19 protein-coding genes (1 of these 19 only partly in view) are annotated in these 19,730 nt (G+C 63.6%); 14 read left to right on the top strand and 5 right to left on the bottom strand.

The window, feature by feature from the left end:
* The 7 genes from RQP53_RS14930 to RQP53_RS14900 form a co-directional block, all read left to right on the top strand.
* Nucleotides 1-3,831 carry the 3' portion of a hemagglutinin repeat-containing protein gene (locus RQP53_RS14930; RefSeq protein WP_315651253.1) on the top strand. 729 nt of this gene lie to the left of the window's left edge, so 3,831 of the gene's 4,560 nt are visible here — the last part of the coding sequence; its start codon lies off the left edge, out of view; the stop codon is at nucleotides 3,829-3,831.
* Between the two features lie 2 nt (nucleotides 3,832-3,833).
* A complete protein-coding gene (locus RQP53_RS14925; RefSeq protein WP_315651250.1) occupies nucleotides 3,834-4,181 on the top strand; it encodes a hypothetical protein in 348 nt (115 codons plus the stop codon).
* A 156-nt stretch (nucleotides 4,182-4,337) separates the two neighbouring features.
* A complete protein-coding gene (locus tag RQP53_RS14920) occupies nucleotides 4,338-7,331 on the top strand; it encodes a hemagglutinin repeat-containing protein (protein WP_315651249.1) in 2,994 nt (997 codons plus the stop codon).
* Nucleotide 7,332: 1 nt separating this feature from the next.
* Nucleotides 7,333-7,626 (top strand): hypothetical protein, encoded by a 294-nt coding sequence (locus tag RQP53_RS14915; protein ID WP_315651246.1) that lies wholly within the window; start codon nucleotides 7,333-7,335, stop codon nucleotides 7,624-7,626.
* Between the two features lie 34 nt (nucleotides 7,627-7,660).
* Nucleotides 7,661-7,942 carry a hemagglutinin repeat-containing protein gene (locus RQP53_RS14910; RefSeq protein WP_315651243.1) on the top strand — a complete coding sequence of 94 codons (282 nt, stop codon included), beginning with the start codon at nucleotides 7,661-7,663 and terminating at the stop codon, nucleotides 7,940-7,942.
* A 161-nt stretch (nucleotides 7,943-8,103) separates the two neighbouring features.
* The gene (locus tag RQP53_RS14905) at nucleotides 8,104-8,565 is read left to right on the top strand and encodes a hypothetical protein (RefSeq protein WP_315651241.1); all 462 of its coding nucleotides are present in this window, start codon (nucleotides 8,104-8,106) and stop codon (nucleotides 8,563-8,565) included.
* Nucleotides 8,566-8,567: 2 nt separating this feature from the next.
* Nucleotides 8,568-9,059, top strand: coding sequence for a hypothetical protein (locus RQP53_RS14900; RefSeq protein ID WP_315651238.1), 492 nt, complete (start codon nucleotides 8,568-8,570; stop codon nucleotides 9,057-9,059).
* 33 nt (nucleotides 9,060-9,092) lie between these two features.
* Here the strand turns inward: RQP53_RS14900 and RQP53_RS14895 are convergent, their stop codons facing one another.
* The gene (locus RQP53_RS14895) at nucleotides 9,093-10,649 is read right to left on the bottom strand and encodes a hypothetical protein (RefSeq protein WP_315651236.1); all 1,557 of its coding nucleotides are present in this window, start codon (nucleotides 10,647-10,649) and stop codon (nucleotides 9,093-9,095) included.
* Between the two features lie 158 nt (nucleotides 10,650-10,807).
* Here RQP53_RS14895 and RQP53_RS14890 point away from each other — a divergent pair, with 158 nt between their 5' ends.
* Nucleotides 10,808-11,134: a polyhydroxyalkanoic acid system family protein gene (locus tag RQP53_RS14890; protein WP_315651234.1), complete on the top strand. Its 327-nt coding sequence runs from the start codon at nucleotides 10,808-10,810 to the stop codon at nucleotides 11,132-11,134.
* Between the two features lie 145 nt (nucleotides 11,135-11,279).
* Here RQP53_RS14890 and RQP53_RS14885 read toward each other — a convergent pair whose 3' ends face one another.
* A complete protein-coding gene (locus RQP53_RS14885; protein WP_315651233.1) occupies nucleotides 11,280-11,531 on the bottom strand; it encodes an acyl-CoA-binding protein in 252 nt (83 codons plus the stop codon).
* A gap of 130 nt (nucleotides 11,532-11,661) precedes the next feature.
* Here RQP53_RS14885 and RQP53_RS14880 point away from each other — a divergent pair, with 130 nt between their 5' ends.
* Nucleotides 11,662-13,068, top strand: a complete 1,407-nt coding sequence (locus RQP53_RS14880; protein WP_315651730.1) for a wax ester/triacylglycerol synthase family O-acyltransferase — start codon at nucleotides 11,662-11,664, stop codon at nucleotides 13,066-13,068.
* A 243-nt stretch (nucleotides 13,069-13,311) separates the two neighbouring features.
* Here the strand turns inward: RQP53_RS14880 and RQP53_RS14875 are convergent, their stop codons facing one another.
* The 3 genes from RQP53_RS14875 to RQP53_RS14865 all read right to left on the bottom strand — a co-directional run bounded on the left by RQP53_RS14875 (nucleotide 13,312) and on the right by RQP53_RS14865 (nucleotide 15,294).
* On the bottom strand, nucleotides 13,312-13,647 hold the full coding sequence (locus RQP53_RS14875; protein WP_315651230.1) for a hypothetical protein: 336 nt from the start codon (nucleotides 13,645-13,647) through the stop codon (nucleotides 13,312-13,314).
* A 206-nt stretch (nucleotides 13,648-13,853) separates the two neighbouring features.
* Nucleotides 13,854-14,627, bottom strand: a complete 774-nt coding sequence (locus tag RQP53_RS14870) for a tetratricopeptide repeat protein (protein ID WP_315651228.1) — start codon at nucleotides 14,625-14,627, stop codon at nucleotides 13,854-13,856.
* Between the two features lie 13 nt (nucleotides 14,628-14,640).
* Nucleotides 14,641-15,294 carry a TetR/AcrR family transcriptional regulator gene (locus tag RQP53_RS14865; RefSeq protein ID WP_315651226.1) on the bottom strand — a complete coding sequence of 218 codons (654 nt, stop codon included), beginning with the start codon at nucleotides 15,292-15,294 and terminating at the stop codon, nucleotides 14,641-14,643.
* A 159-nt stretch (nucleotides 15,295-15,453) separates the two neighbouring features.
* On the opposite strand from RQP53_RS14865, the gene RQP53_RS14860 reads away from it, so the two are divergent.
* From RQP53_RS14860 to hisD, 5 genes are all read left to right on the top strand, one after another.
* Entirely contained in the window at nucleotides 15,454-16,356 is a 903-nt protein-coding gene (locus RQP53_RS14860; RefSeq protein WP_315651729.1) for an ABC transporter ATP-binding protein, read from the top strand.
* Nucleotides 16,353-17,123 (top strand): ABC transporter permease, encoded by a 771-nt coding sequence (locus RQP53_RS14855; RefSeq protein ID WP_315651224.1) that lies wholly within the window; start codon nucleotides 16,353-16,355, stop codon nucleotides 17,121-17,123. The genes RQP53_RS14860 and RQP53_RS14855 overlap by 4 nt, the downstream gene beginning before the upstream one ends.
* Nucleotides 17,124-17,219: 96 nt before the next feature.
* A complete protein-coding gene (locus RQP53_RS14850; protein WP_315651222.1) occupies nucleotides 17,220-17,483 on the top strand; it encodes a BolA family protein in 264 nt (87 codons plus the stop codon).
* 93 nt (nucleotides 17,484-17,576) lie between these two features.
* Nucleotides 17,577-18,215, top strand: coding sequence for an ATP phosphoribosyltransferase (gene hisG / locus RQP53_RS14845; RefSeq protein WP_315651220.1), 639 nt, complete (start codon nucleotides 17,577-17,579; stop codon nucleotides 18,213-18,215).
* A 5-nt stretch (nucleotides 18,216-18,220) separates the two neighbouring features.
* Nucleotides 18,221-19,537, top strand: a complete 1,317-nt coding sequence (gene hisD / locus RQP53_RS14840; RefSeq protein WP_315651218.1) for a histidinol dehydrogenase — start codon at nucleotides 18,221-18,223, stop codon at nucleotides 19,535-19,537.
* Nucleotides 19,538-19,730 lie beyond the last annotated feature (193 nt).

Raw genomic sequence — 19,730 nt, 5'->3', positions numbered from 1 at the left:
GGCAATGTTGACATCGCCCACGACGTCACCACCGACAAGACCTTCTCTCAGCTCTACGAGGAACGCAGCAATTTCTTCCGCACCAAGACCATCGAGACGGTCAAAACCACCAGCGATGAAACCGTCAAGAGCAGCGCCCTGACCGGCCGCAGCATTTCCGTTGGCGCGGGCGGCAAGCTCAGCATCACCGGCAGCGAGCTGATCGGCGATGGCGCCGTCGGCCTGCATGCCGATGGCGATGTGGCTCTGCTGTCCACCAACGAGAACCACTACGCCTTTGAGTCGATCTCGGTCACCAAGTCCGGCATCCTGAGCAACGGTGGCCTGTCTATCTCGATCGGTTCGCAGAACCGCACGACGATTCAGGAAAGCCAATCGGGCAAACAGCACTCCAGCAGCATCGCCAGCCTGGCCGGCGATGTGCTGGTGACGGCCGGCAAACAGTATCTGCAGGCCTCCAGCGACATCACCGCGCCGCTGGGCAATATCCAGATCGCGGCGCAGAACGTCACGGTGTTGAGCAATAACAACACCGAGTCGCTGCTGAACATTGTTCGCGAGCAGCAAAGCGGGCTCACGCTCAGCGCCAGCCACCCGGTGGTCAGCACGCTGCAAACCATAGACCAGATGGCCCGCCTGGCCAAGCGCACCGACAACGGCCGCTATCGCGCGCTGGCCTTGCTGACGAGCGGGCTGAGCGTCTACAACAATTTCAAGAGCTTGGACACTCTGAAATCGCTGGACCCGCGCGACGGCATGGCGCCAGGCGGCTGGACGATTGGCGCCTCGCTGGGCTCGAGCAGCAGCAGCTTTGAGAGCCTGACCAAGACCAGCCTGCCGCAGGAGTCTGCCCTCAATGCCGGCCGCGACCTGAGCATCGTCGCCACCGGCGGCGCCACGGACAGCGGCGACATCAACCTGATCGGCACCAAGGTCTCGGCCAGCAACGACATGCTGCTGCGCGCCCAGCGCGACATCACGCTGGCAGCAGCCATTGGCAGCAGCGCCACCAGCACGCAAACCCAGAGCAGCAACAGCGCGGTGGGCTTGAGCTTTGGTGCCGCAAGCGGAGGGGGCGGTGGTACGGGCGCCAACCTGACGGTGGCAGCCAGCCGCTCCAGCGGTTACACCAACGGCTGGGGCACCACCTACTGGCAGACCCAGCTGGCCGCCGGCCAGAAGCTGAACCTGGATGCCGGGCAAGACCTGACCCTCAACGGCGCCAAGGCCACGGGCCTTTCGGTCAAGGCGCAGGTGGGCAGCCTGGGCAGCGGCAATCTGGCGATCACCAGCCCGCAGGACATTGACCACTTTGTCGCCCGCGAGCAGAGCACGGGCATCAATGCCAGCGTGCCGGTGTTTGGTGGCGGCTCGGCGCCGCCCAGTCTGGGCCTGAGCCGCAGCCAGCTGGCTTTGCTGGCCGACTACGAGGCAGTGCGCGAGCAAAGCGCCATCGTGGCCGGCAGCGGCGGCTACGACATCAATGTCAACGGCAACACCTATCTGCGCGGTGGCGCGATTGCCAGCAAGGCCGACGCCTCGCTGAACCGCATGAGCACGCAGACGCTGGGTTTTGAGACGCTGCTGAACAAGGACGTGGTGGATGGCCGGGCCTGGAGCATCAGCCTGGCCATTGGCAACAAGGACGAAGACGGCAAGTCGCTGATTTCGCTGGGCACGTCGTCAGCCGGCTATGCGCGCATCGATACCGACAAGCGCGACAACACGGCAAGCAGCATCGCCGCCGGCACGCTGACGCTGACGCGGCCCGATCAGCAGGCCAGCCGTATTGCCGCGCTGCGCGAGGCCCTGCGCCAGCCCTATGTCACGCAGATGGCTGATCAGCAACAGCAACTGGCCTACCTGCTGGCGCACGAGCCGCCACGCTGCGTGGGCTGCCAGAACCCCAACGGTGAGCCCCAGGCGCCAGGCAGCGCCAGCGATCCGCGTGGGCGCCAGGGTGGGCCGGCACCCACGGCGCCCAGCACGCCAGGCACGGGCGCAGGCGCAGGCACAGGCACAGGCACAGGCACAGGCACAGGCACAGGCACAGGCACAGGCACAGGCACAGGCACAGGCACAGGCACAGGCACAGGCACAGGCACAGGCACAGGCCTCGACCCCACCGGCACCCCGGCACCCAACCCCGACTGGCTGGACTGGAATCGCCGCGTGCAGGCGCTGCAAAAAGGCATTGACCGCAATCAGGCCCACATCGCCGAGATCGACGCGCGGGTGATCAAGACCAACCTGGCCGAACTCTCCCGCGCGCCCGATCCCCTGCATCAGCCGCTACTGCACACCTTTGACAACAGCAAAGCCACACAGCAGCTGCGCGATGGCATCGCGGTGACGGCGGAGTTTGGCAAGCAGGCGTACCGGGCGGCCGGGACTTATGCAGACGACAGACAGAAGGATGCCAAGGCCACCTGCGACAAGGCGGGCCAGGTCGTCTGCGCCGAGGCGGACAACTGGAAGGAAGGCGGGCGCTACCGCGTGGCGCTGCACGCCATCGTCGGCGGGATTGGCTGGGGCACGCCAGGTGTTCTGGCCGCTGGCGCCAATGCGGCCATGCAGAAGGCCGCCAACGAGTTGATCGCCACCATGGGCATCACCGACCCGACGGCGATCAATCTGCTGAAGAACGGCGCGGCGGTGATGGCCGGGGCGGCCGTGGGTGATTCAGCCGGGGCAGCGGCGGCGTTCAATGCGGATGCGAATAACAGGCAATTGCATCCGGATGAAATTGAATGGATTAAGAGAAATCGTAAAGCATTCGCGATTCGGCAACATATATCTGAGGATGCAGCCGAGAAAAGGCTCGCTGATCAAGCGTTTCGGCAGGTGCAGTTTGGGGCTGGCGGAGAATGGGATCGTGAAGCGCAGGTATTTCTGAGTCTTGCTTCTACTCCTGGGAAGCTCTTGCCGGGCGACCCGAATGTCGCTGGGATGAGTAATGGTTACTGGTTTTTTGCAACCCCGGAGCAGAAAATAAATGCTGCTATATATTTGAATCAAATAAATAATGATCCCGCGGCGGTCGCGTTCTATCGTCGAAATAATATTACTCAGCCAACCATTGAACAAATCTCTGTCGCCGCAACAAAAGGCGGCATGGCGCTAGATTTGGTACGGCGATATACACTCAATGCCGCCGTAGCGGCGGGGGCAGTTGTACTTTCGCCAGCTGCAGCCGGATTGGCTGCTGAGGTGGCGGAATTTGCGAAAATTGGCCCAGTAACATACTGCTTGCTAAAGCCAGCATCCTGCACAATTGCTGCAGAAGCGGTTGCCTGCGCAGCGGCGGGCAGTGCATGCGGGCCAAACAGCCTGGCAGCAGAGATAGGCAATGCTGCAAAGGCGCAGTTGGGTGCAAAAGAGGCCCTTGCTGATATGGTCTCAGTTCTTCGAGCAACTGTACGAAGTGGTGCAAAGACTAGTGGAAATATGGGTGTTGCGCGTATTGAAATTCAGGGAGTCCCAAACATCATGGCAGCCTCCAGTCGAATTGACAACCCCAATCCTGTTGAAGTTGCCCAGGGTGTCGTTGGTTTGGGTGTTCAGGTTTTTCCGTCAAATAGTCTTCCAACAAAAGCTGGCATATTGGTTGACCGCGCTGGAGATTCGGAGGCAAAGATACTGAACGCGGTTGCGGCAAAGCTTGGTGATAACTTTAATGCCGTAGGCTCGGTGACGATTTTTACTGAATTGCCACCGTGTGGGAGTTGTTCGAATGTAATTGAATTGTTCAAGCAGAGGTATCCGGGTGTTAGCCTTGTTGTGATTGATAATGGTGGAGTTCGGATTGTTCCGAAGGTTGGAGGTAATTAATCTTGAGTTTGAAAATTTCATGCTATTCTGATATTAAGCAGCAAATTATGGACGCGTACTATGATGGTTGCATTGGTGTCGGACTTGTTCGCGGGCGCAGCCATGAAGAGGTGGTTGGTTGGGTTATGTATAATTTTGAGGATGCTTTTGAGAGGCCAATTGAAAAGCTAATGCAGTACGTTGTTGGTTTTGTGCTGGTCGGAAATTGGTATCCTGCTGCTGTTCAAATTAAGGGGGAGATTGAGGGAATTCTTTCGGATTGCAATTTGGATTTGCTACTTGCTGAGCTTCCTGAAGAAGATGCGAGTATGTTGCGGCATGATTTGAAGGTATTGAAGTTCATTGTCTAGTCATGAAGTTGTCGTCACGATTTGTGGTCATGAAAAGGATAGTCAGGCACTATCGCTTCGCGCGGAATAGTGAGTCGTCATCGCGTTCCAACCGGCAGCCGTGTAGCCCGGGCTATTCGACCGGGGGACTTGTGGCTCGCCGTGAGGCTGCAGCGATTGGCAACAGCGATTGGTAGCAGTGTCACCAGCACGCAAACCCAGAGCAGCAACAGCGCGGTGGGGCTGAGCTTTGGCGCTTCAACCGGGGCCGGAGGCGGCGTTGGCGCCAACCTGACGGTGGCGGCCAGCCGCTCCAGCGGTTACACCAACGGCTGGGGCACCACCTACTGGCAGACCCAGCTGGCCGCCGGCCAGAAGCTGAACCTGGATGCCGGGCAAGACCTGACCCTCAACGGCGCCAAGGCCACGGGCCTTTCGGTCAAGGCGCAGGTGGGCAGCCTGGGCAGCGGCAATCTGGCGATCACCAGCCCGCAGGACATTGACCACTTTGTCGCCCGCGAGCAGAGCACGGGCATCAATGCCAGCGTGCCGGTGTTTGGTGGCGGCTCGGCGCCGCCCAGTCTGGGCCTGAGCCGCAGCCAGCTGGCTTTGCTGGCCGACTACGAGGCGGTGCGCGAGCAAAGCGCCATCGTGGCCGGCACCGGCGGCTACGACATCAATGTCAACGGCAACACCTATCTGCGCGGTGGCGCGATTGCCAGCAAGGCCGACGCCTCGCTGAACCGCATGAGCACGCAGACGCTGGGTTTTGAGACGCTGCTGAACAAGGACGTGGTGGATGGCAAGGCCTGGAGCATCAGCCTGGCCATTGGCAACAAGGACGAGGACGGCAAGTCGCTGATCTCGCTGGGCACGTCGTCAGCCGGCTATGCGCGCATCGATACCGACAAGCGCGACAACACGGCAAGCAGCATCGCCGCCGGCACGCTGACGCTGACGCGGCCCGATCAGCAGGCCAGCCGTATTGCCGCGCTGCGCGAGGCCCTGCGCCAGCCCTATGTCACGCAGATGGCCGAGCAGCAGCAGCAACTGACGTATCTGCTGGCGCACGAGCCCCCGCGCTGTGTGGGCTGCCAGAACCCCAACACCGAACCCCAGGCGCCTGGCGGCACGACCGATCCGCGTGGCCGCCAGGGTGGGCCGGCACCCACGGCGCCCAGCACGCCAGGCACGGGTACGGGTACGGGTACGGGTACGGGCACGGGCACAGGCACAGGCACAGGCACAGGCACAGGCACAGGCACAGGCACAGGCACAGGCACAGGCACAGGCACAGGCACGGGCACAGGCACAGGCACAGGCACAGGCACAGGCACAGGCCTGGACCCAACCGGCGGCCCGACGCCCAACCCGGACTGGCTGGACTGGAACCGCCATGTGCAGGCGCTGCAAAAGGGCATAGACCGCAACCAGGCCCACATCGCCGAGATCGACGCGCGGGTGATCAAGACCAACCTGGCCGAACTCTCCCGCGCGCCCGATCCCCTGCATCAGCCGCTACTGCACACCTTTGACAACAGCAAAGCCACACAGCAGCTGCGCGATGGCATCGCGGTGACGGCGGAGTTTGGCAAGCAGGCGTACCGGGCGGCAGGGGACTATGCCGGGACGCAGCAAAAGGAAGCGCAAGCCGCCTGCGACAGGGCCGGCAAGGCGGTCTGCGCCGAAGCGGACAACTGGAAGGAAGGCGGGCGCTACCGCGTGGCGCTGCACGCCATCGTCGGCGGGATTGGCTGGGGCACGCCAGGTGTTCTGGCCACAGGCGCCAATGCAGCCATGCAGAAGGCCGCCAACGAGTTGATCGCCACCATGGGCATCACCGACCCGACGGCGATCAATCTGCTGAAGAACGGTGCAGCGGTAATGGCCGGGGCGGCCGTGGGTGGTTCAGCCGGGGCAGCGGCGGCGTTCAATGCGGATGCAAACAATCGGATGCTGCATCCGAATGAGAAAGAACGAATAAAACAGCTGGCCGGAGGCAACCTCTATAAGGAGCAACGGCTCGGCGCGGCGGCTTGCTACCTGACGTCCTGCTATGGCGAGTTCCCGGCGGGCTCGGAGGCATACGAAACCCTGCTGGCGCAGGCTCGCATCGGTGCGACCTTCAGCGATGAAGTCAAGCTGCTTCAGCAGCAATCTGACACATCAGGTGCCCTGTTCACATACTCGTTTGCAGATCGAGCAGTGGACGGCGCCAAACGCATAAACAACCAGTATGGCGTTCTGAGCCGTTTGGGTGGAGGGCTTCAAGTTGTCGGCGGCGCGGCGGGTATCGCAGCCGGTTCGGCGTTGACCGCCACTGGCGCAGTGAGTTGTGCTCCAACTGCCTCCGCGGGTTGCGTTCTCGCGGGTGGCGGGATGATGCTAACCATGTGGAGTGCTGACCAGGTTTTGGCGGGCACACGAGCGGTTGCAAGCGGTCAGCCGCAGCACACGCTCGGGGCATTCCTGATTGCTGAGGCAACAGGGATTTCTGTCGATGCGGCAGAGCTTTGGTATGCCCTCCCAGGTGTCGCCACTGGTTCGACCGCAGCGTTGGCAGCCACCGCTGAAACACGCCGCCTTGCTATCCTGAATCAGGCGAGTAGAGCTTCATATTCCGCTTTCATTCCCAAGGGGATTCAGGCTACGGATGACGTGATGGCGTCACCGCAGGCCCAAAGCTTGATCAGGGAACTGCAGAAGGACGGGACAACAGCTGACTTGGCTTTCAAGCGGGCAAAGGAATGGATACAGACGGGCTCGACGCCGCTGAGCGAAAGCACCCTTGCAGAGGGAACTACGCTGATCAAGATTGTTCCCAGGGGTTTGGAGCCAAGCGTCTTTTCGCCCTACTGGATGTCTGCGCAAGAGGCACTTGCCGTAGCGAAGATGACACCAGAGCAAGCAGCCCAATACCTTGGATTGCCCGCTGAAAGTTTCGCGAGGGCCTTGTTGAACGGCGGATTCGAGTACTTTGCGATAACTGTCAAAGCGGGTCGATCAGCCACCGTCTTCTCCTCGAAGGTTGCGGCAACGGAACAGGGGTCATTCGCGTACATGGGTGGCGCAAGCCAAGTCCTGGTTCCTGGAAGAGTGGGCGCGACAACGCCGTGGAATGCACAAGTAAAAATTGATCCAAAGTTGATACGGTCGATAAATGGAGGCTGATATGGATAAGAACGTACGTCTGCTTAAAACAATGAAGCTCTACCGGGCGGCGCTCCTGGACGCCAGGCGAACAGATCTCGGGCTTGATTCGCTTGTCGAGCAACTGTCGCCACTATTTCAGGCTATTGAGGACGGCCGGGTCGTGCCGCCAGCTGAGGGGCTGTTTGACCCGCCTTTCACGCGTGAGGGCGAGGGGTATGGATACCCGCACCCGCTGTATTCGGCGGCGGCTGAGTTTCAATCAGCCTTGGAGGACTGGCGATCCAAGCCATGGTGGCCCGCCGGACAAGAGTGAGCCGTCTAGCTCGGATCATTTGCCCGGCGGATTCGTGGCTCGCCAACAGGCAAAAGCGATTGATAGCAGCGCCACCAGCACGCAAACCCAGAGCAGCAATAGCGCGGTGGGCCTGAGCTTCGGCGCCTCGACCGGGGTCGGCGGCGGCGTTGGCGCCAACCTGACGGTGGCGGCCAACCGCTCCAGCGGCTACACCAACGGCTGGGGCACGACCTACTGGCAGACCCAACTGGCCGCCGGCCAGAAGCTGAACCTGGATGCCGGGCAAGACCTGACCCTCAACGATGCCAAGGCCAGCGGCCTGTCGGTCATGTAGCCCGGGTCTTGTGACCTGACGGATTCGGATACTTCATGACCCGACACAGCGCCGAGGCGCACCCGCTCAAACAAGGCAGTCGCTGTAGCGCCCAAATGTGGCGCCGGCCGCCCATGCTTCGGCGGCCATCCAAACAAGATTTTTTCAGGAGGAGTATTCCCATGCAATCCATTCAACATCCTTGGTGCACCGCGCTCACCCTGGCGCTGAGCGCCATCCTGCTCAGCGCCTGTGGCGGTGGAGGCAGCGAGACAACGGTCACGGTCAATGGCCAGCCGTCCAATCTGAGACCCTGCTCCTTGCCCGCGGGTACCGTGCTGGAGTTGGTTTACGACGTTGGCAGCCAGAGCTATGGCCGCGACGCGGTGATCACCTTGCCACTGGGCCAGGCCGTGCTTGCGACGCCGCGCCTCAAGGGCTTGCCGAGCGAGTGCTCGAATTCGGTGATCTGGGACTTCAGCGTGTCGGGCACCAGCACGGTATCCAAGCTTGAGGTCAGCAAAAGCTCGGGCGTGGTGAGCGGCACGGCGGCGCGCACGGACTGGCTGGAAATCCAGGCGCGTTGGACCATGATGACCGGCGGGCAGACGGGCGGCGGGTTGTTCCGCTTCATTGGCGGCTGATCATGACCCAGCCAGTGCACCAACAAGAAAATCATCTAACATCAAAAATACATGCCATGGATTTGACGACTGCTTTCCGCCTTCCGCGCGTCTCCGCTGGCCTTGCGTCGGCGCTATTGCTGGCGCTGTGCGCCTGCGCTGCGCCGCAAACCTACAACGGCGTTGGCGGCATGGCCGCGTATGACATCAAGCCCGAGGTCTACCTGTATCACTACGAGCATGGGTTTACCGGCGTCGATGCAATGGGCTGGGATCCGCTGGCGCAGTGGGCCTGGTCGCGCCTGGGCGCAGCCAAGACCTGCGGCCTTGCCTTTGATGAGCCGGCGATGCTGAACCAACTGATCGGCCGCTTTGGCCATGATCGTCTGGTGCACCAGATGAACGGTGTTGACTTCCATCATCTGCAGAGCAAGAAGATCCCGGGCTTCTGTAGCGCGGTGCGCTCGGCCGAGTTGAGTGAGCAGGTCAAGGCCATGGCGCAGGGGAGCTTTTAGCCCTCGCGCAGCCTGCCCCTCACGCGCGAAGACTCAGCGCGTCGGAATCGCGAAGCGGTAGTCCAGGCCAAAGGCGATGTTGTCGGCATGGAAGCGGCCGCCGGTGCTGCTGCGGGCTTCGATGCGGCCGGCGCTGAGGCTCAGGGCGAGCCGCTCATTCAGGATGTAACGAATGCCGGCGTTGGCCTTCACCGCCTTGCCGTGGACATTCGCGCCGGCCATCAGCTGGCCGAAGCCCTGCCAGCGCTCATCAGCGGCGGCCAGGGTCTGCACGCCGAGGCCGGCGAGGATCTCGGCATAGCCGGGGTAGCCCAGGTAGGCGTTGTAGGCGCCCGAGGCCTGCAGCGGCAGGTAGAAGCGCTGGCCCAGCGGGATGTCCAGCTGCAGGCCCATCATCTTCACGGTCGAGCGGTCGATGTCGCGGTAGCTGAGGTGGTAGTCGGTCTGTTGCAACACCGCGAGGCGCAGGCCCTGGTAGCTGGCGGGCGGCAGCAGGCTGGCGCCATCACTGGCGCCACCGGAGCGCAGATGGTGGATCAGGCTCAGGCCAAAGGTCTGGTTGCGCGAGCTGCCCTTGGGTGCGGCCATATAGCCGAGCGAAACGGCCAGGCCCAAATCGCGACTCAATGCGTACTCGGCTTGCAGCTTGGGGTAGATCAGCAGGCCGGCGTCGGTGTCGATGATGTCGGGCGCATAGCCGCCCGAGCCGAGGCCGAGTTGGCCGTAGAGCGTCAGCGCGGGCGAGAGCTTCCAGCGCTGGCCCACACCACCAAGCAGCTGGTTGTACAGCGGCAGGCCGCGGTAGGCCATGCCCAGCGCGGCGAACCAGTAGCTGTCGGTGCTGAAGAAGTGCGCGTACTGCAGATCGGCCAGGCTGATCGTGCTCTTGTTCGAGCCCTGCGGCGAGCGCTGGCGGTAGTTGTCGGCGGACAGCGTCAGCATGTTCTCGCCCATCTCGCGGGCGGCGCGGCGGTCGTCCTCGGGCGGCAGGGGCTGCTCGTGGCCGGAGAAGGGTCCGGTCAGATAGCTGAAGGGCATTTCCAGGAAGACGCTGGCCTGGGTGCCGTCGATGATGGCCTGGCGGAACTTCATCCGGGACACGGTGGCGCCCACGCTGAAGCTGCCGAAGTCATAGCCCAGCCCCAGATAGCCGCGGGTGAAGCCGCCGCTGCCCGACAGCAGCTTGCTGTGCTCGACGCTGCGGCCACCGCCGCCACCGCCGGCCGACAGGCCCGCGGTCAGAAACAGCGGCCCGGCCAGCGGCTGCTTCAGATGCGCGCCGAGGTCGGCGGCGACGAAGCCGCCATAGGCGCCCTTGAGCAGCGGCGCATAAAAGCCGGCGCCGATGTAGACACCGTCCAGCACCTTGTTGAAGACGTGAAAGCTGGCCAGATCGATGGGCCGGTCGCCCGGCACCTTGATGGTCTGGTACTCGAGCTTGATCAGCGCGTCGTTCTGGCGCAGGCCGCTGGCTTCGGTGTTGGCCGCTGTGCTTATCGATGTTGGCGTTGATTGAGCCATCGCAGCGCCGGCCGCGGCCAGCAGGGTGGCGGCGGTGGCCAGGGGGCGAAGGGCGGCGGGGCGGATCATCGTGGGGCTCGCTGAGGCGGTCTGGGCTTGAGGCGCGCCATGATAACGGTGCGAATGTGGGTGAGTGGCCTCGTGCTCCTGGCGCGGCTTTTTGCCCAGCGCCCCGGCCGTATCGCTTAGAGTGCCAGCATCGTCACCGAGCAAGAGCGAAACACACCATGGCCGATATCCACATCCAACGCAATCACACGCTGGGTCTGAAGCGGGCGCGCGAGATCGCCTGGGCCTGGGCCGAGCAGGTCGAGGACAAGTTCGAGATGGAATGCACGGTGATCGAGGGCAAGAGCAGCGACACGGTCGAGTTCGTTCGCTCCGGCGTCAAAGGCGAGCTGATCGTCACCGCTGATCACTTCGAGCTGAGCGCCAAACTCGGCTTCCTGCTCGGCGCCTTCAAGTCGACGATTGAGTCCGAGATCCAGAAAGAGCTCGACCAACTTCTCGCCGCCGCCCCCACCAAAGCACCCACCAAGAAAAAACCGGCCTAAGCCGGTTTTTCGATAGCGCTCGCTGCGCGCACAGACGGCGTGGCGCCAGCCCACGCCCCCTCCAGCGACGGCTGCTGATCCGGCTTTGCCGGTCAGCCAGCCGTGCCCCCTTGAGGGGGCGCGCGCAGCGCGTAGGGGGGGAGCCTTATTTCAGTGATTCGATGAGATCGATGTACTGCTGCATCGCCTCATCGCTGCTGGTGCCCTTCAGGGCGGCCCAGGCGTCGTACTTGGCACGGCCGACCATATCGGTGAAACCGGGGCGCGAGCCTTCGACGTCGCCGCTGCTGCCTTGCTTGAAGAGGGCGTATAGCTTCAGCAGCGTCATATTGTCCGGACGTTCCGGCAGTTGCTTGGAGGCGGCCACGGCCGCGTCAAATTGCTCTTTGAGGCTCATCATGTCTCCTTGGGTCTGAAGCACCATGAACTGGTGACAATCGGGATGGACGCCGAACATGTTAACCAGCATTGTCTGGGTCAGAAACTCTAGAAGTCAGGAGAGCGCAGTGGGTCAAGCCGTTGAACGCATGTCCAAGGTGGATACCGCCTGGTTGCGCATGGACACCGAATCGAATCTGATGATGATCGTCGGGGTCTGGTTCATTCGCCCGGGCATCACGCTGGAGGCCTTGCGCGAGCGCGTGCAGGAGCGCCTGCTGCAGTACGGGCGCTTCCGCCAGAAGGTGGTTGAGGATGCGCTGGGTGCGCACTGGGTCGAGGACGATCAGTTCGACATCGCTCACCATGTGCTGGTCGAAAGCCTGCACCCCAAGCGCGGCCAGAGCCTGCAGGCCGCGCTGCAGGCGCGCGTTGGCGCATTGGCGGCGCAGCCGCTGAACCCGGCGCGGCCGCTGTGGCAGTTCCAACTGATCGAGAACATGGACGGGCAGAGCGCGTTGATCGCGCGCATCCACCACTGCATCGCCGACGGCATCGCGCTGATCGCGGTGATGCTGTCCATCACCGATGGCGGCAAGCCGCCGCCCAAGCGCCGCCAGCAGCCGCGCGATGACCAGGACTGGCTGGCCGATGCGCTGCTGAAGCCGATCACCGATCTGACCATCAAGGCCATCGGCGTGGCCGGTGCCGGCATGGCCAAGTCGGTCGATATGGTGATGCATCAGGAGCACCCGCTGGACAGCTCGCTGCATGCGGCGCGGCTCGGTTATCAGGCGGTCAGCGATGTGGCGTCGTTTGCGCTGATGTCCGACGACTCGCACACCCGGCTCAAGGGCAAGCCCGGCAGCGTCAAGCGCGTGGCCTGGGACGATGCACTGCCGCTGGACGCCGTCAAGGCGGTTGGCAAGGGGCTCAATGCCTCGGTGAACGATGTGCTGCTGTCCTGCGTGGCCGGTGCGATCGGCCGCTATCTGCAGGACAAGGGCGAGTCGGTCGAGGGCAAGGAGATCCGCGCCATGGTGCCGGTCAATCTGCGCCCGTTGGAAAAGGCCTACCAGCTGGGCAACCGTTTCGGCCTGGTGCCGCTGGTGCTGCCCATCGGCATCGAGAACCCGGTCGAGCGACTCTACGCGGTGCGCGCGCGGATGCAGGAGCTGAAGGGCAGTTTCCAGCCGGTGCTGGCTTTCGGGCTTTTGTCAGTGGCCGGCCTGTTGATCAAGCCGGTGCAGCATGCGATGTTGAACATCTTTGCCAAGAAGGCCACCGCGGTGATGACCAATGTGCCCGGCCCGGCCGAGGCGCTGAAGTTCTGTGGCTCGACGGTGGAGCGGGTGATGTTCTGGGTGCCGCAGTCGGGCGATATCGGCATGGGGGTGTCCATCCTCACCTACGCCGGCAATGTGCAGTTCGGCCTGATCACCGATAGCAAGCTCTGCCCGGACCCCGAGGCCATCATCGAGCGCTTTGCGCCCGAGTTCAACAAGCTCTTGATGCTGGCGCTGATGCTGCCCTGGGGCGACGACGCCGAGGGCTGAGCCCTTGAGAAAAGGGCTTTGCTCCTTGACCGCTGATCGGCCATAACCAAGCACAGAGCCACGGAGACACAGAGGAAGTCGTAGAGGGAACGAAGGTTTGTCGTGTTTTCCTCTGTGTCTCCGTGGCTCTGTGGTCTGCGTTCGGCTTGATTTGGACGCATCTGTAAAACAGGCATGAAAAAAGGGTCAGGCAAAACCTGACCCTTTTGTCTTGCTGCCTGGCCGAAGCGCAGGCGGCGGGAATTACTTGCTGGCTTCCTTGGCCTTGGCCTTGGTGCGGCCGGCGGCGGTCGGGTAGGCCGACATCACGCGTTCGGGATCAGCGCTCTTCAGGAAGGCGGTGTACTGGGCCTTGGTGCAGTCCAGGTTCTGGCCAGCGACGTACTCGCCCTTGAGCTTGCCCTTGGAGTAGACGAACTGGTATTCGTTTTCTTCGCTGGGCTTGGCATCCAGCTTGGCGGTGTAGTGGGCGGCGCACTCTGCGCGCAGGGCCTGCTCTTCGCTGTTTTGCGGCTGGCTGGCGGCCAGGGAGGCGGTGGCGAGCGACGCCAGGATCACGGTGGCCAGGATTTGCTTCATGGTTCAACCTCAGCGGTGTGGAGTGTGGCGGCTTGCGGCGCGGCGGCGCTTTCGGCCAGTTCAGGGTTGCAAGCTTACTGCGGGGCGGGGCAGGGCGCCAACCTCGTCTGCGGGGTGGGCAAGCCCTAATTCGGCCTCTTTTCAGGCGAATTGTGAGCAGATTTCGGCATTAGTTCACATTTCTTGAGGGCGCTCGGCGCACCTTTTTACTCTTCCAACTCCTCGCGAGCGAGTTCGACGTCCAGGCATTCCATCGCGTCCTTGGGCTCGCAGGCCGCCGCGTCGGCATACAGCGCCTCGGCTTCCTTCATGCGCTTGTCGCCTTCCAGCATCACGAGGCCGTTGGCGCGCTCGATCATCGCAATGGCGCTGCTGGGGTTCAGCTTCAGCGCCTGCTGGAACATCTTCAGGCCGGTGGCGGTATCGGCGCCTTGGGTCTTGCCCAGCAGCTTGCCGACCTTGTCGATCACCTCGGCATGGAAGGCGCCCAACGCGATGTGCGCGTCGGCGTGCTTGGGCTGCAACTCGATGGCGGTTTCCAGCGCGTTCTTGACCTTGCTGCCCAGGCCCTGGGCCAAGGCCTTGGCCACGCTGATGCCCTGGCCATAGCGGCCGATGGCGTAGGCCTGCCAGTAGAAGGCATTGGCATTGTTCGGTTCTTCGGCCTGCTGCGCCTCGGCACGCTCGGCCACCTCGAGGAACATCTCCAGCTTCACCTTCTCCTTCTTCTCCAGGTAGTTGGCGTAGATGGCCTGGGCCTTGTTGGCCACGGTGATGCCGGCGCCGCCGGCGGCCAGGCCGGCGTCATGGGCCTGCTGGAATTCGCCGGCATGGAAATGGATCCAGGCCTGCTGCACCGCCGCGTCCTTGGGCCAGGGCTCGGCGTCGCCGGCATGCAGGCGCGCCCAGTTCTTCTTCAAGCTGGCCGCGTCGTAGACGAAGGCGGCGTTGTCATAGGGGAATGCGGTCCATTTGGCCATGTTGTCGTCTCCTTCAGCTTTGGTAGTGGCCGGCGAGGGCAAACAGATGCTCGCGCGAGGCGGGTTCCAGATAGGGCAAGAGCAGGCTCAGCACATGAAAGGCGCCGCGCATCAGCGCCGCGCCGGCGCGTTCGGGCTCCAGTGCATGGCGCGGATCGCGCACGTACTCGTAGCTGAGCCAGTAGCTCAGCAGCACGACCATGGAGTTGGCGGCCGGGCCGGCATCGCGGGCATCCATCTTCAGCGCGCCTCCATGCTGCAGGCCGGAGAGCACGGCGCGCATGGCCTGACCCTTGTGCTGCAGCACGGCCTGGAAATGCGTCTCCAGCTTGCGGTTCTTGGACAGCAGATCGTTCAGGTCGCGATAGAGAAAGCGATGCTTCCAGATCAGCTCGAACAGCATGTGGAAGAACAGCCAGGCGTCCTCGACATGGCGCACATTGTCGGCCGCGGCCAGCAACTCGCCCAGCTCGCTTTCATAGCGGCCGAACAGCGCGTTGATCAGCTCGTCCTTGGCCGGGTAGTGGTAGTAGAGATTGCCCGGGCTGATGTTCAACTCGGCCGAGATCAGCGTGGTGGAGACGTTCGGCTCGCCGAAGCGGTTGAACAGGTCCAGCGTGACCTCGAGGATGCGCTCCGCGGTACGACGCGGCTTCTTGGTGGCCATGGATGGGGTGGTCTCGGGAGTGTCTGGCCCATTCTGGCACCAAGAAGGCGCGGCGCTCTAGGGGATTGGCTCGATCGCTGCACGAATGAAGCGCGCTCCCTACAATCGCCGCCCATGCAAAGCCCCAGCCCCTCCAGCGCCGCCCACCCCGCGGCGGCCATCCCGGCGATTCGATTCGATCAGGTCAGCAAAACCTACCGCGGAGGGCAGGTCAGGGCGCTGGACGGCGTCAGTTTCGAGATCGCCCAGGGCGAGTTCTTCGGTCTGCTGGGCCCCAATGGCGCGGGCAAGACCAGCCTGATCAGCATCCTGGCCGGCCTCTCGCAGGCCAGCGGCGGCAGCATCCAGGTGCATGGCCACGATGTCGTCAGCGACTATGCCGCGGCCCGCCGCGCCCTGGGCATCGTGCCGCAGGAGCTGGTCTTCGATCCCTTCTTCAGCGTGCGCGAGGCGTTGGAAATCCAGAGCGGCTACTTCGGCGTGCGAAATAACGGCGCCTGGATCACCGAGCTGTTGGAAAACCTCGGCCTGGCCGACAAGGCCCGGGCCAATATGCGCCAGCTCTCCGGCGGCATGAAGCGCCGCGTGCTGGTGGCGCAGGCGCTGGTGCACCGGCCGCCGGTGATCGTGCTGGACGAGCCGACCGCCGGGGTCGATGTGGAACTGCGCCAGACGCTGTGGCAGTTCATCGCCCGGCTGAACCGCGAGGGCCATACGGTGCTCCTGACCACCCACTATCTGGAAGAGGCCGAGGCGCTGTGCCAGCGCCTGGCGATGCTGAAGCAGGGCCGCATCGTCGCGCTGGATCGCACCTCGGATCTGCTCGCCGGCCGCGCCTCGACGATGCTGCGCTTTAAGACCGACGCCGCGCTGCCGCCCTCGCTGGCCGCGCAATCACGGGTCACCGGTCGCATCGTGCAGATCAAGGCGCATGATGCGGCCGAGGTCGAGACGATTCTGGCCACCCTGCGTGCCGCCGCCTGCCCGGTGGAAGACCTGGAGATCGGCCGCGCCGATCTTGAGGACGTGTTCTTGGAAATCATGCAAGGAGCTGGCCAATGAGCGGCATTCGTCTCGAGGGGGCCGGCACCCTGTTCTACAAAGAGGTGCTGCGTTTCTGGAAGGTCAGCTTCCAGACGGTCGGCGCGCCGGTGCTGACGGCGGTGCTCTACCTGCTGATCTTCGGCCATGTGCTGGAGAACCACGTCAAGGTCTATGGCAGCGTTGGCTACACCAGCTTCCTGATTCCGGGCCTGGTGATGATGAGCGTGCTGCAAAACGCTTTTGCCAACAGCTCGTCCTCGCTGATTCAGAGCAAGATCACCGGCAATCTGGTGTTCCTGCTGGTCACGCCGCTGTCACATTGGGCCTGGTTTGCGGCCTATGTCGGCGCCTCGGTGGTGCGTGGGCTGGCGGTGGGCTTGGGCGTGTTCATCGCCACGCTGTTCTTTGCGGTGCCAGGTTTTGCCGCGCCGGGCTGGATCCTGGTGTTTGGCCTGCTGGGCGCAGGCATGCTGGGTTCGCTGGGCCTGATCGCCGGCCTCTGGGCCGAGAAGTTTGACCAGATGGCGGCCTTCCAGAACTTCATCATCATGCCGATGACCTTCTTGTCCGGTGTGTTCTATTCGGTCCATTCGCTGCCGCCGTTCTGGCTCGGCGTCAGCCATCTGAATCCGTTTTTCTACATGATCGACGGCTTCCGCCACGGCTTCTTTGGCGTCAGCGATGTGTCGCCCTGGCTGTCGCTCGGCGTCGTCGGCGCCAGCTTTGTGCTGGTCGCGTCGCTGGCATTGGAGTTGCTGCGCCGCGGCTACAAGATCCGCCACTGAAGCGCCACTGAAGCACCCGAGCAAGCCTGCGTCGCACAGCAGCGAAGCCTGGCGGCGCCAGGGTTTTGCCGGCTGCCGCATAGAATGCCGTCCATCATGGCCGATCCCACTCCCGCTGAAGTCCAGCAATACATCGCCGACGGGCTTGCCTGCCAAGAGCTGCAAGTCGAGGGCGATGGCCGTCATTTCTTTGCCACCATCGTCTCCAGCGAGTTCGAGGGCCTGAATCGGGTGCGCCGCCATCAGCGTGTCTATCAGGCGCTGGGTGAGCGCATGCGCGAGCAGATCCATGCGCTGTCGATGAAGACCCTGACACCTGCAGAGCACGCCGCTGCGCCGGCGGCCCACCACCATTCCTGAACGCCATCCGCCTTGAACAGCGGGTGGCGGTGGTGTACCGCTCCAGGTGACCCCGCTGCCGTCCGCTGAAGACACCATTCAGAAGGACGCACCATGATCACCCTGGCACTTTCCAAGGGCCGCATCTTCGAAGAAACCCTGCCGCTGCTGAAAGCGGCCGGCGTCGAGGTGCTGGAAGACCCCGAAACCTCGCGCAAGCTCATCCTCAGCACCAATCAGCCCGATGTTCGCGTCGTGCTGGTGCGTGCCACCGATGTGCCCACCTACGTGCAGTACGGCGGTGCCGATCTGGGCGTGGCCGGCCGCGATGTGCTGATCGAGCATGGCGGCGCCGGGCTCTACCAGCCGCTGGACCTGAACATCGCCCGCTGCCGGATGAGCGTGGCGGTGCGCGACGATTTCGACTACGCCGCCGCCGTCCGCCAGGGCTCGCGCATCCGCGTGGCCACCAAATACACCGAGATCGCCCGCCAGCACTTTGCCGACAAGGGTGTGCACGTCGATCTGATCAAGCTCTACGGCTCGATGGAGCTGGCGCCGCTGACCGGCCTGGCCGACGCCATCGTCGACCTGGTCTCGACCGGCAACACGCTGCGCGCCAACCGCCTGGTCGAGGTCGAGCATTTCATGGACATCTCCTCGCGCCTGGTCGTCAACCAGGCAGCGCTCAAGCTCAAGCGCGAGCCGCTGCGCCGAATGATCGATGCTTTCGCCTCCTCAATTCCCGCCTGACCGCCATGCTCAAGCTTCGCCAACTCAACACCGCCGCCGCTGATTTCGAAGCCGAATTCCAGCGCGTGTTGCACTGGTCGGCCGAGACCGATGCGGCGATCGAAACCCGCGTGGCCGAGATCCTGGCCGATGTGCGTGCCCGTGGCGACGCCGCCGTGCTCGAGTACACCGCCCGCTTTGACCGGCTGAGTGCCGACAGCCTGGCCGCGCTGGAGCTCAGCCGCGAGGAGCTGCGCGCTGCCTTTGAGGCGATCACGCCGGCCCAGCGCCAAGCGCTGGAGGCAGCGGCCGCTCGTGTGCGCAGTTATCACGAGCGCCAGCTGGAGGCCTGCGGCCGCAGCTGGAGCTACCGCGATGAGGATGGCACGCTGCTGGGGCAAAAGGTGACCCCGCTGGACCGCGTCGGCATCTATGTGCCCGGCGGCAAGGCCGCTTATCCGAGCAGCGTGTTGATGAATGCGATTCCGGCTCAGGTGGCCGGCGTGCCCGAAATCATCATGGTTGTTCCCACGCCGGGAGGTGAGAAGAATCCGCTGGTGCTGGCCGCCGCCTATGTGGCCGGCGTGCATCGCACCTTCACCATCGGCGGGGCGCAGGCCGTGGCCGCGCTGGCCTATGGCACGGCCACTGTGCCGCGGGTCGACAAGATCACCGGCCCGGGTAATGCCTATGTGGCCAGCGCCAAGAAGCATGTGTTCGGCCAGGTCGGTATCGACATGATTGCCGGCCCGAGCGAGATCCTGGTGCTGGCCGATGGCAGCACGCCGCCGGACTGGGTGGCGATGGACCTGTTCAGCCAGGCCGAGCACGACGAACTGGCGCAAAGCATCCTGCTCTGCCCGGATGCTGGCTACATCGAACAGGTCCGCGAGGCCATCGAGCGGCTGCTGCCGACGATGCCGCGTGCCGCCGTGATCAAGGCCTCGCTGGAAGGGCGCGGCGCGCTGATCCAGACCCGTTCTATGGACGAGGCCTGCGAGATCAGCAACCGCATCGCGCCTGAGCATCTCGAGGTGTCGAGCAAGGAGCCGCATCGCTGGGAGCCGTTGCTACGCCATGCCGGCGCGATCTTCCTCGGTGCCTACACCAGCGAGAGCCTGGGCGACTACTGCGCCGGCCCCAACCATGTACTGCCCACCTCGGGCACGGCGCGCTTCTCCTCGCCGCTGGGCGTCTACGACTTCCAGAAGCGGTCCAGCCTGATCGAGGTCAGTGAAGCGGGTGCGCAGAAGCTGGGCCCCATCGCGGCCGAGCTCGCTTATGGCGAGGGCCTGCAAGGCCACGCGTTGGCCGCCGAATACAGGCTGCGCGGCCGGGTTTGACACAAACTCTCGATGGGGCAAGGTGCTAAGGCCGCCGGCATCCGCCGGCATCAGCTGATGGCCTTCGTCTGCACAGCCGCGCCGTTTCGAGCAGTTCAGCGCGGCGGGCGAGTCGTTGCGAGACGAGGCCGCCACGCTGAACGCGGCGGTGGCGGGCTTCTAGACCCGCTAGCGGTGGGCCGACGCCGTGGCG

Source organism: Roseateles aquae (genome assembly GCF_032337115.1).
GTDB classification, from domain to species: Bacteria; Pseudomonadota; Gammaproteobacteria; order Burkholderiales; family Burkholderiaceae_C; genus Roseateles_C; species Roseateles_C aquae.
Note: the sequence above shows the minus strand (reverse complement) of the source record. Positions and strands in the feature narration are given on the sequence as shown.

Coding starts and splice junctions, on each gene's coding strand:
- RQP53_RS14870 (WP_315651228.1), bottom strand. CDS start 14,627: ATGGCCAAATGGACCGCATTCCCCTATGACAACGCCGCCTTCGTCTAC.
- RQP53_RS14865 (WP_315651226.1), bottom strand. CDS start 15,294: ATGGCCACCAAGAAGCCGCGTCGTACCGCGGAGCGCATCCTCGAGGTC.
- RQP53_RS14855 (WP_315651224.1), top strand. CDS start 16,353: ATGAGCGGCATTCGTCTCGAGGGGGCCGGCACCCTGTTCTACAAAGAG.
- RQP53_RS14915 (WP_315651246.1), top strand. CDS start 7,333: ATGGATAAGAACGTACGTCTGCTTAAAACAATGAAGCTCTACCGGGCG.
- RQP53_RS14905 (WP_315651241.1), top strand. CDS start 8,104: ATGCAATCCATTCAACATCCTTGGTGCACCGCGCTCACCCTGGCGCTG.
- RQP53_RS14885 (WP_315651233.1), bottom strand. CDS start 11,531: ATGAGCCTCAAAGAGCAATTTGACGCGGCCGTGGCCGCCTCCAAGCAA.
- RQP53_RS14875 (WP_315651230.1), bottom strand. CDS start 13,647: ATGAAGCAAATCCTGGCCACCGTGATCCTGGCGTCGCTCGCCACCGCC.
- hisD (WP_315651218.1), top strand. CDS start 18,221: ATGCTCAAGCTTCGCCAACTCAACACCGCCGCCGCTGATTTCGAAGCC.
- RQP53_RS14880 (WP_315651730.1), top strand. CDS start 11,662: ATGTCCAAGGTGGATACCGCCTGGTTGCGCATGGACACCGAATCGAAT.
- RQP53_RS14850 (WP_315651222.1), top strand. CDS start 17,220: ATGGCCGATCCCACTCCCGCTGAAGTCCAGCAATACATCGCCGACGGG.
- hisG (WP_315651220.1), top strand. CDS start 17,577: ATGATCACCCTGGCACTTTCCAAGGGCCGCATCTTCGAAGAAACCCTG.
- RQP53_RS14895 (WP_315651236.1), bottom strand. CDS start 10,649: ATGATCCGCCCCGCCGCCCTTCGCCCCCTGGCCACCGCCGCCACCCTG.
- RQP53_RS14890 (WP_315651234.1), top strand. CDS start 10,808: ATGGCCGATATCCACATCCAACGCAATCACACGCTGGGTCTGAAGCGG.
- RQP53_RS14900 (WP_315651238.1), top strand. CDS start 8,568: ATGACCCAGCCAGTGCACCAACAAGAAAATCATCTAACATCAAAAATA.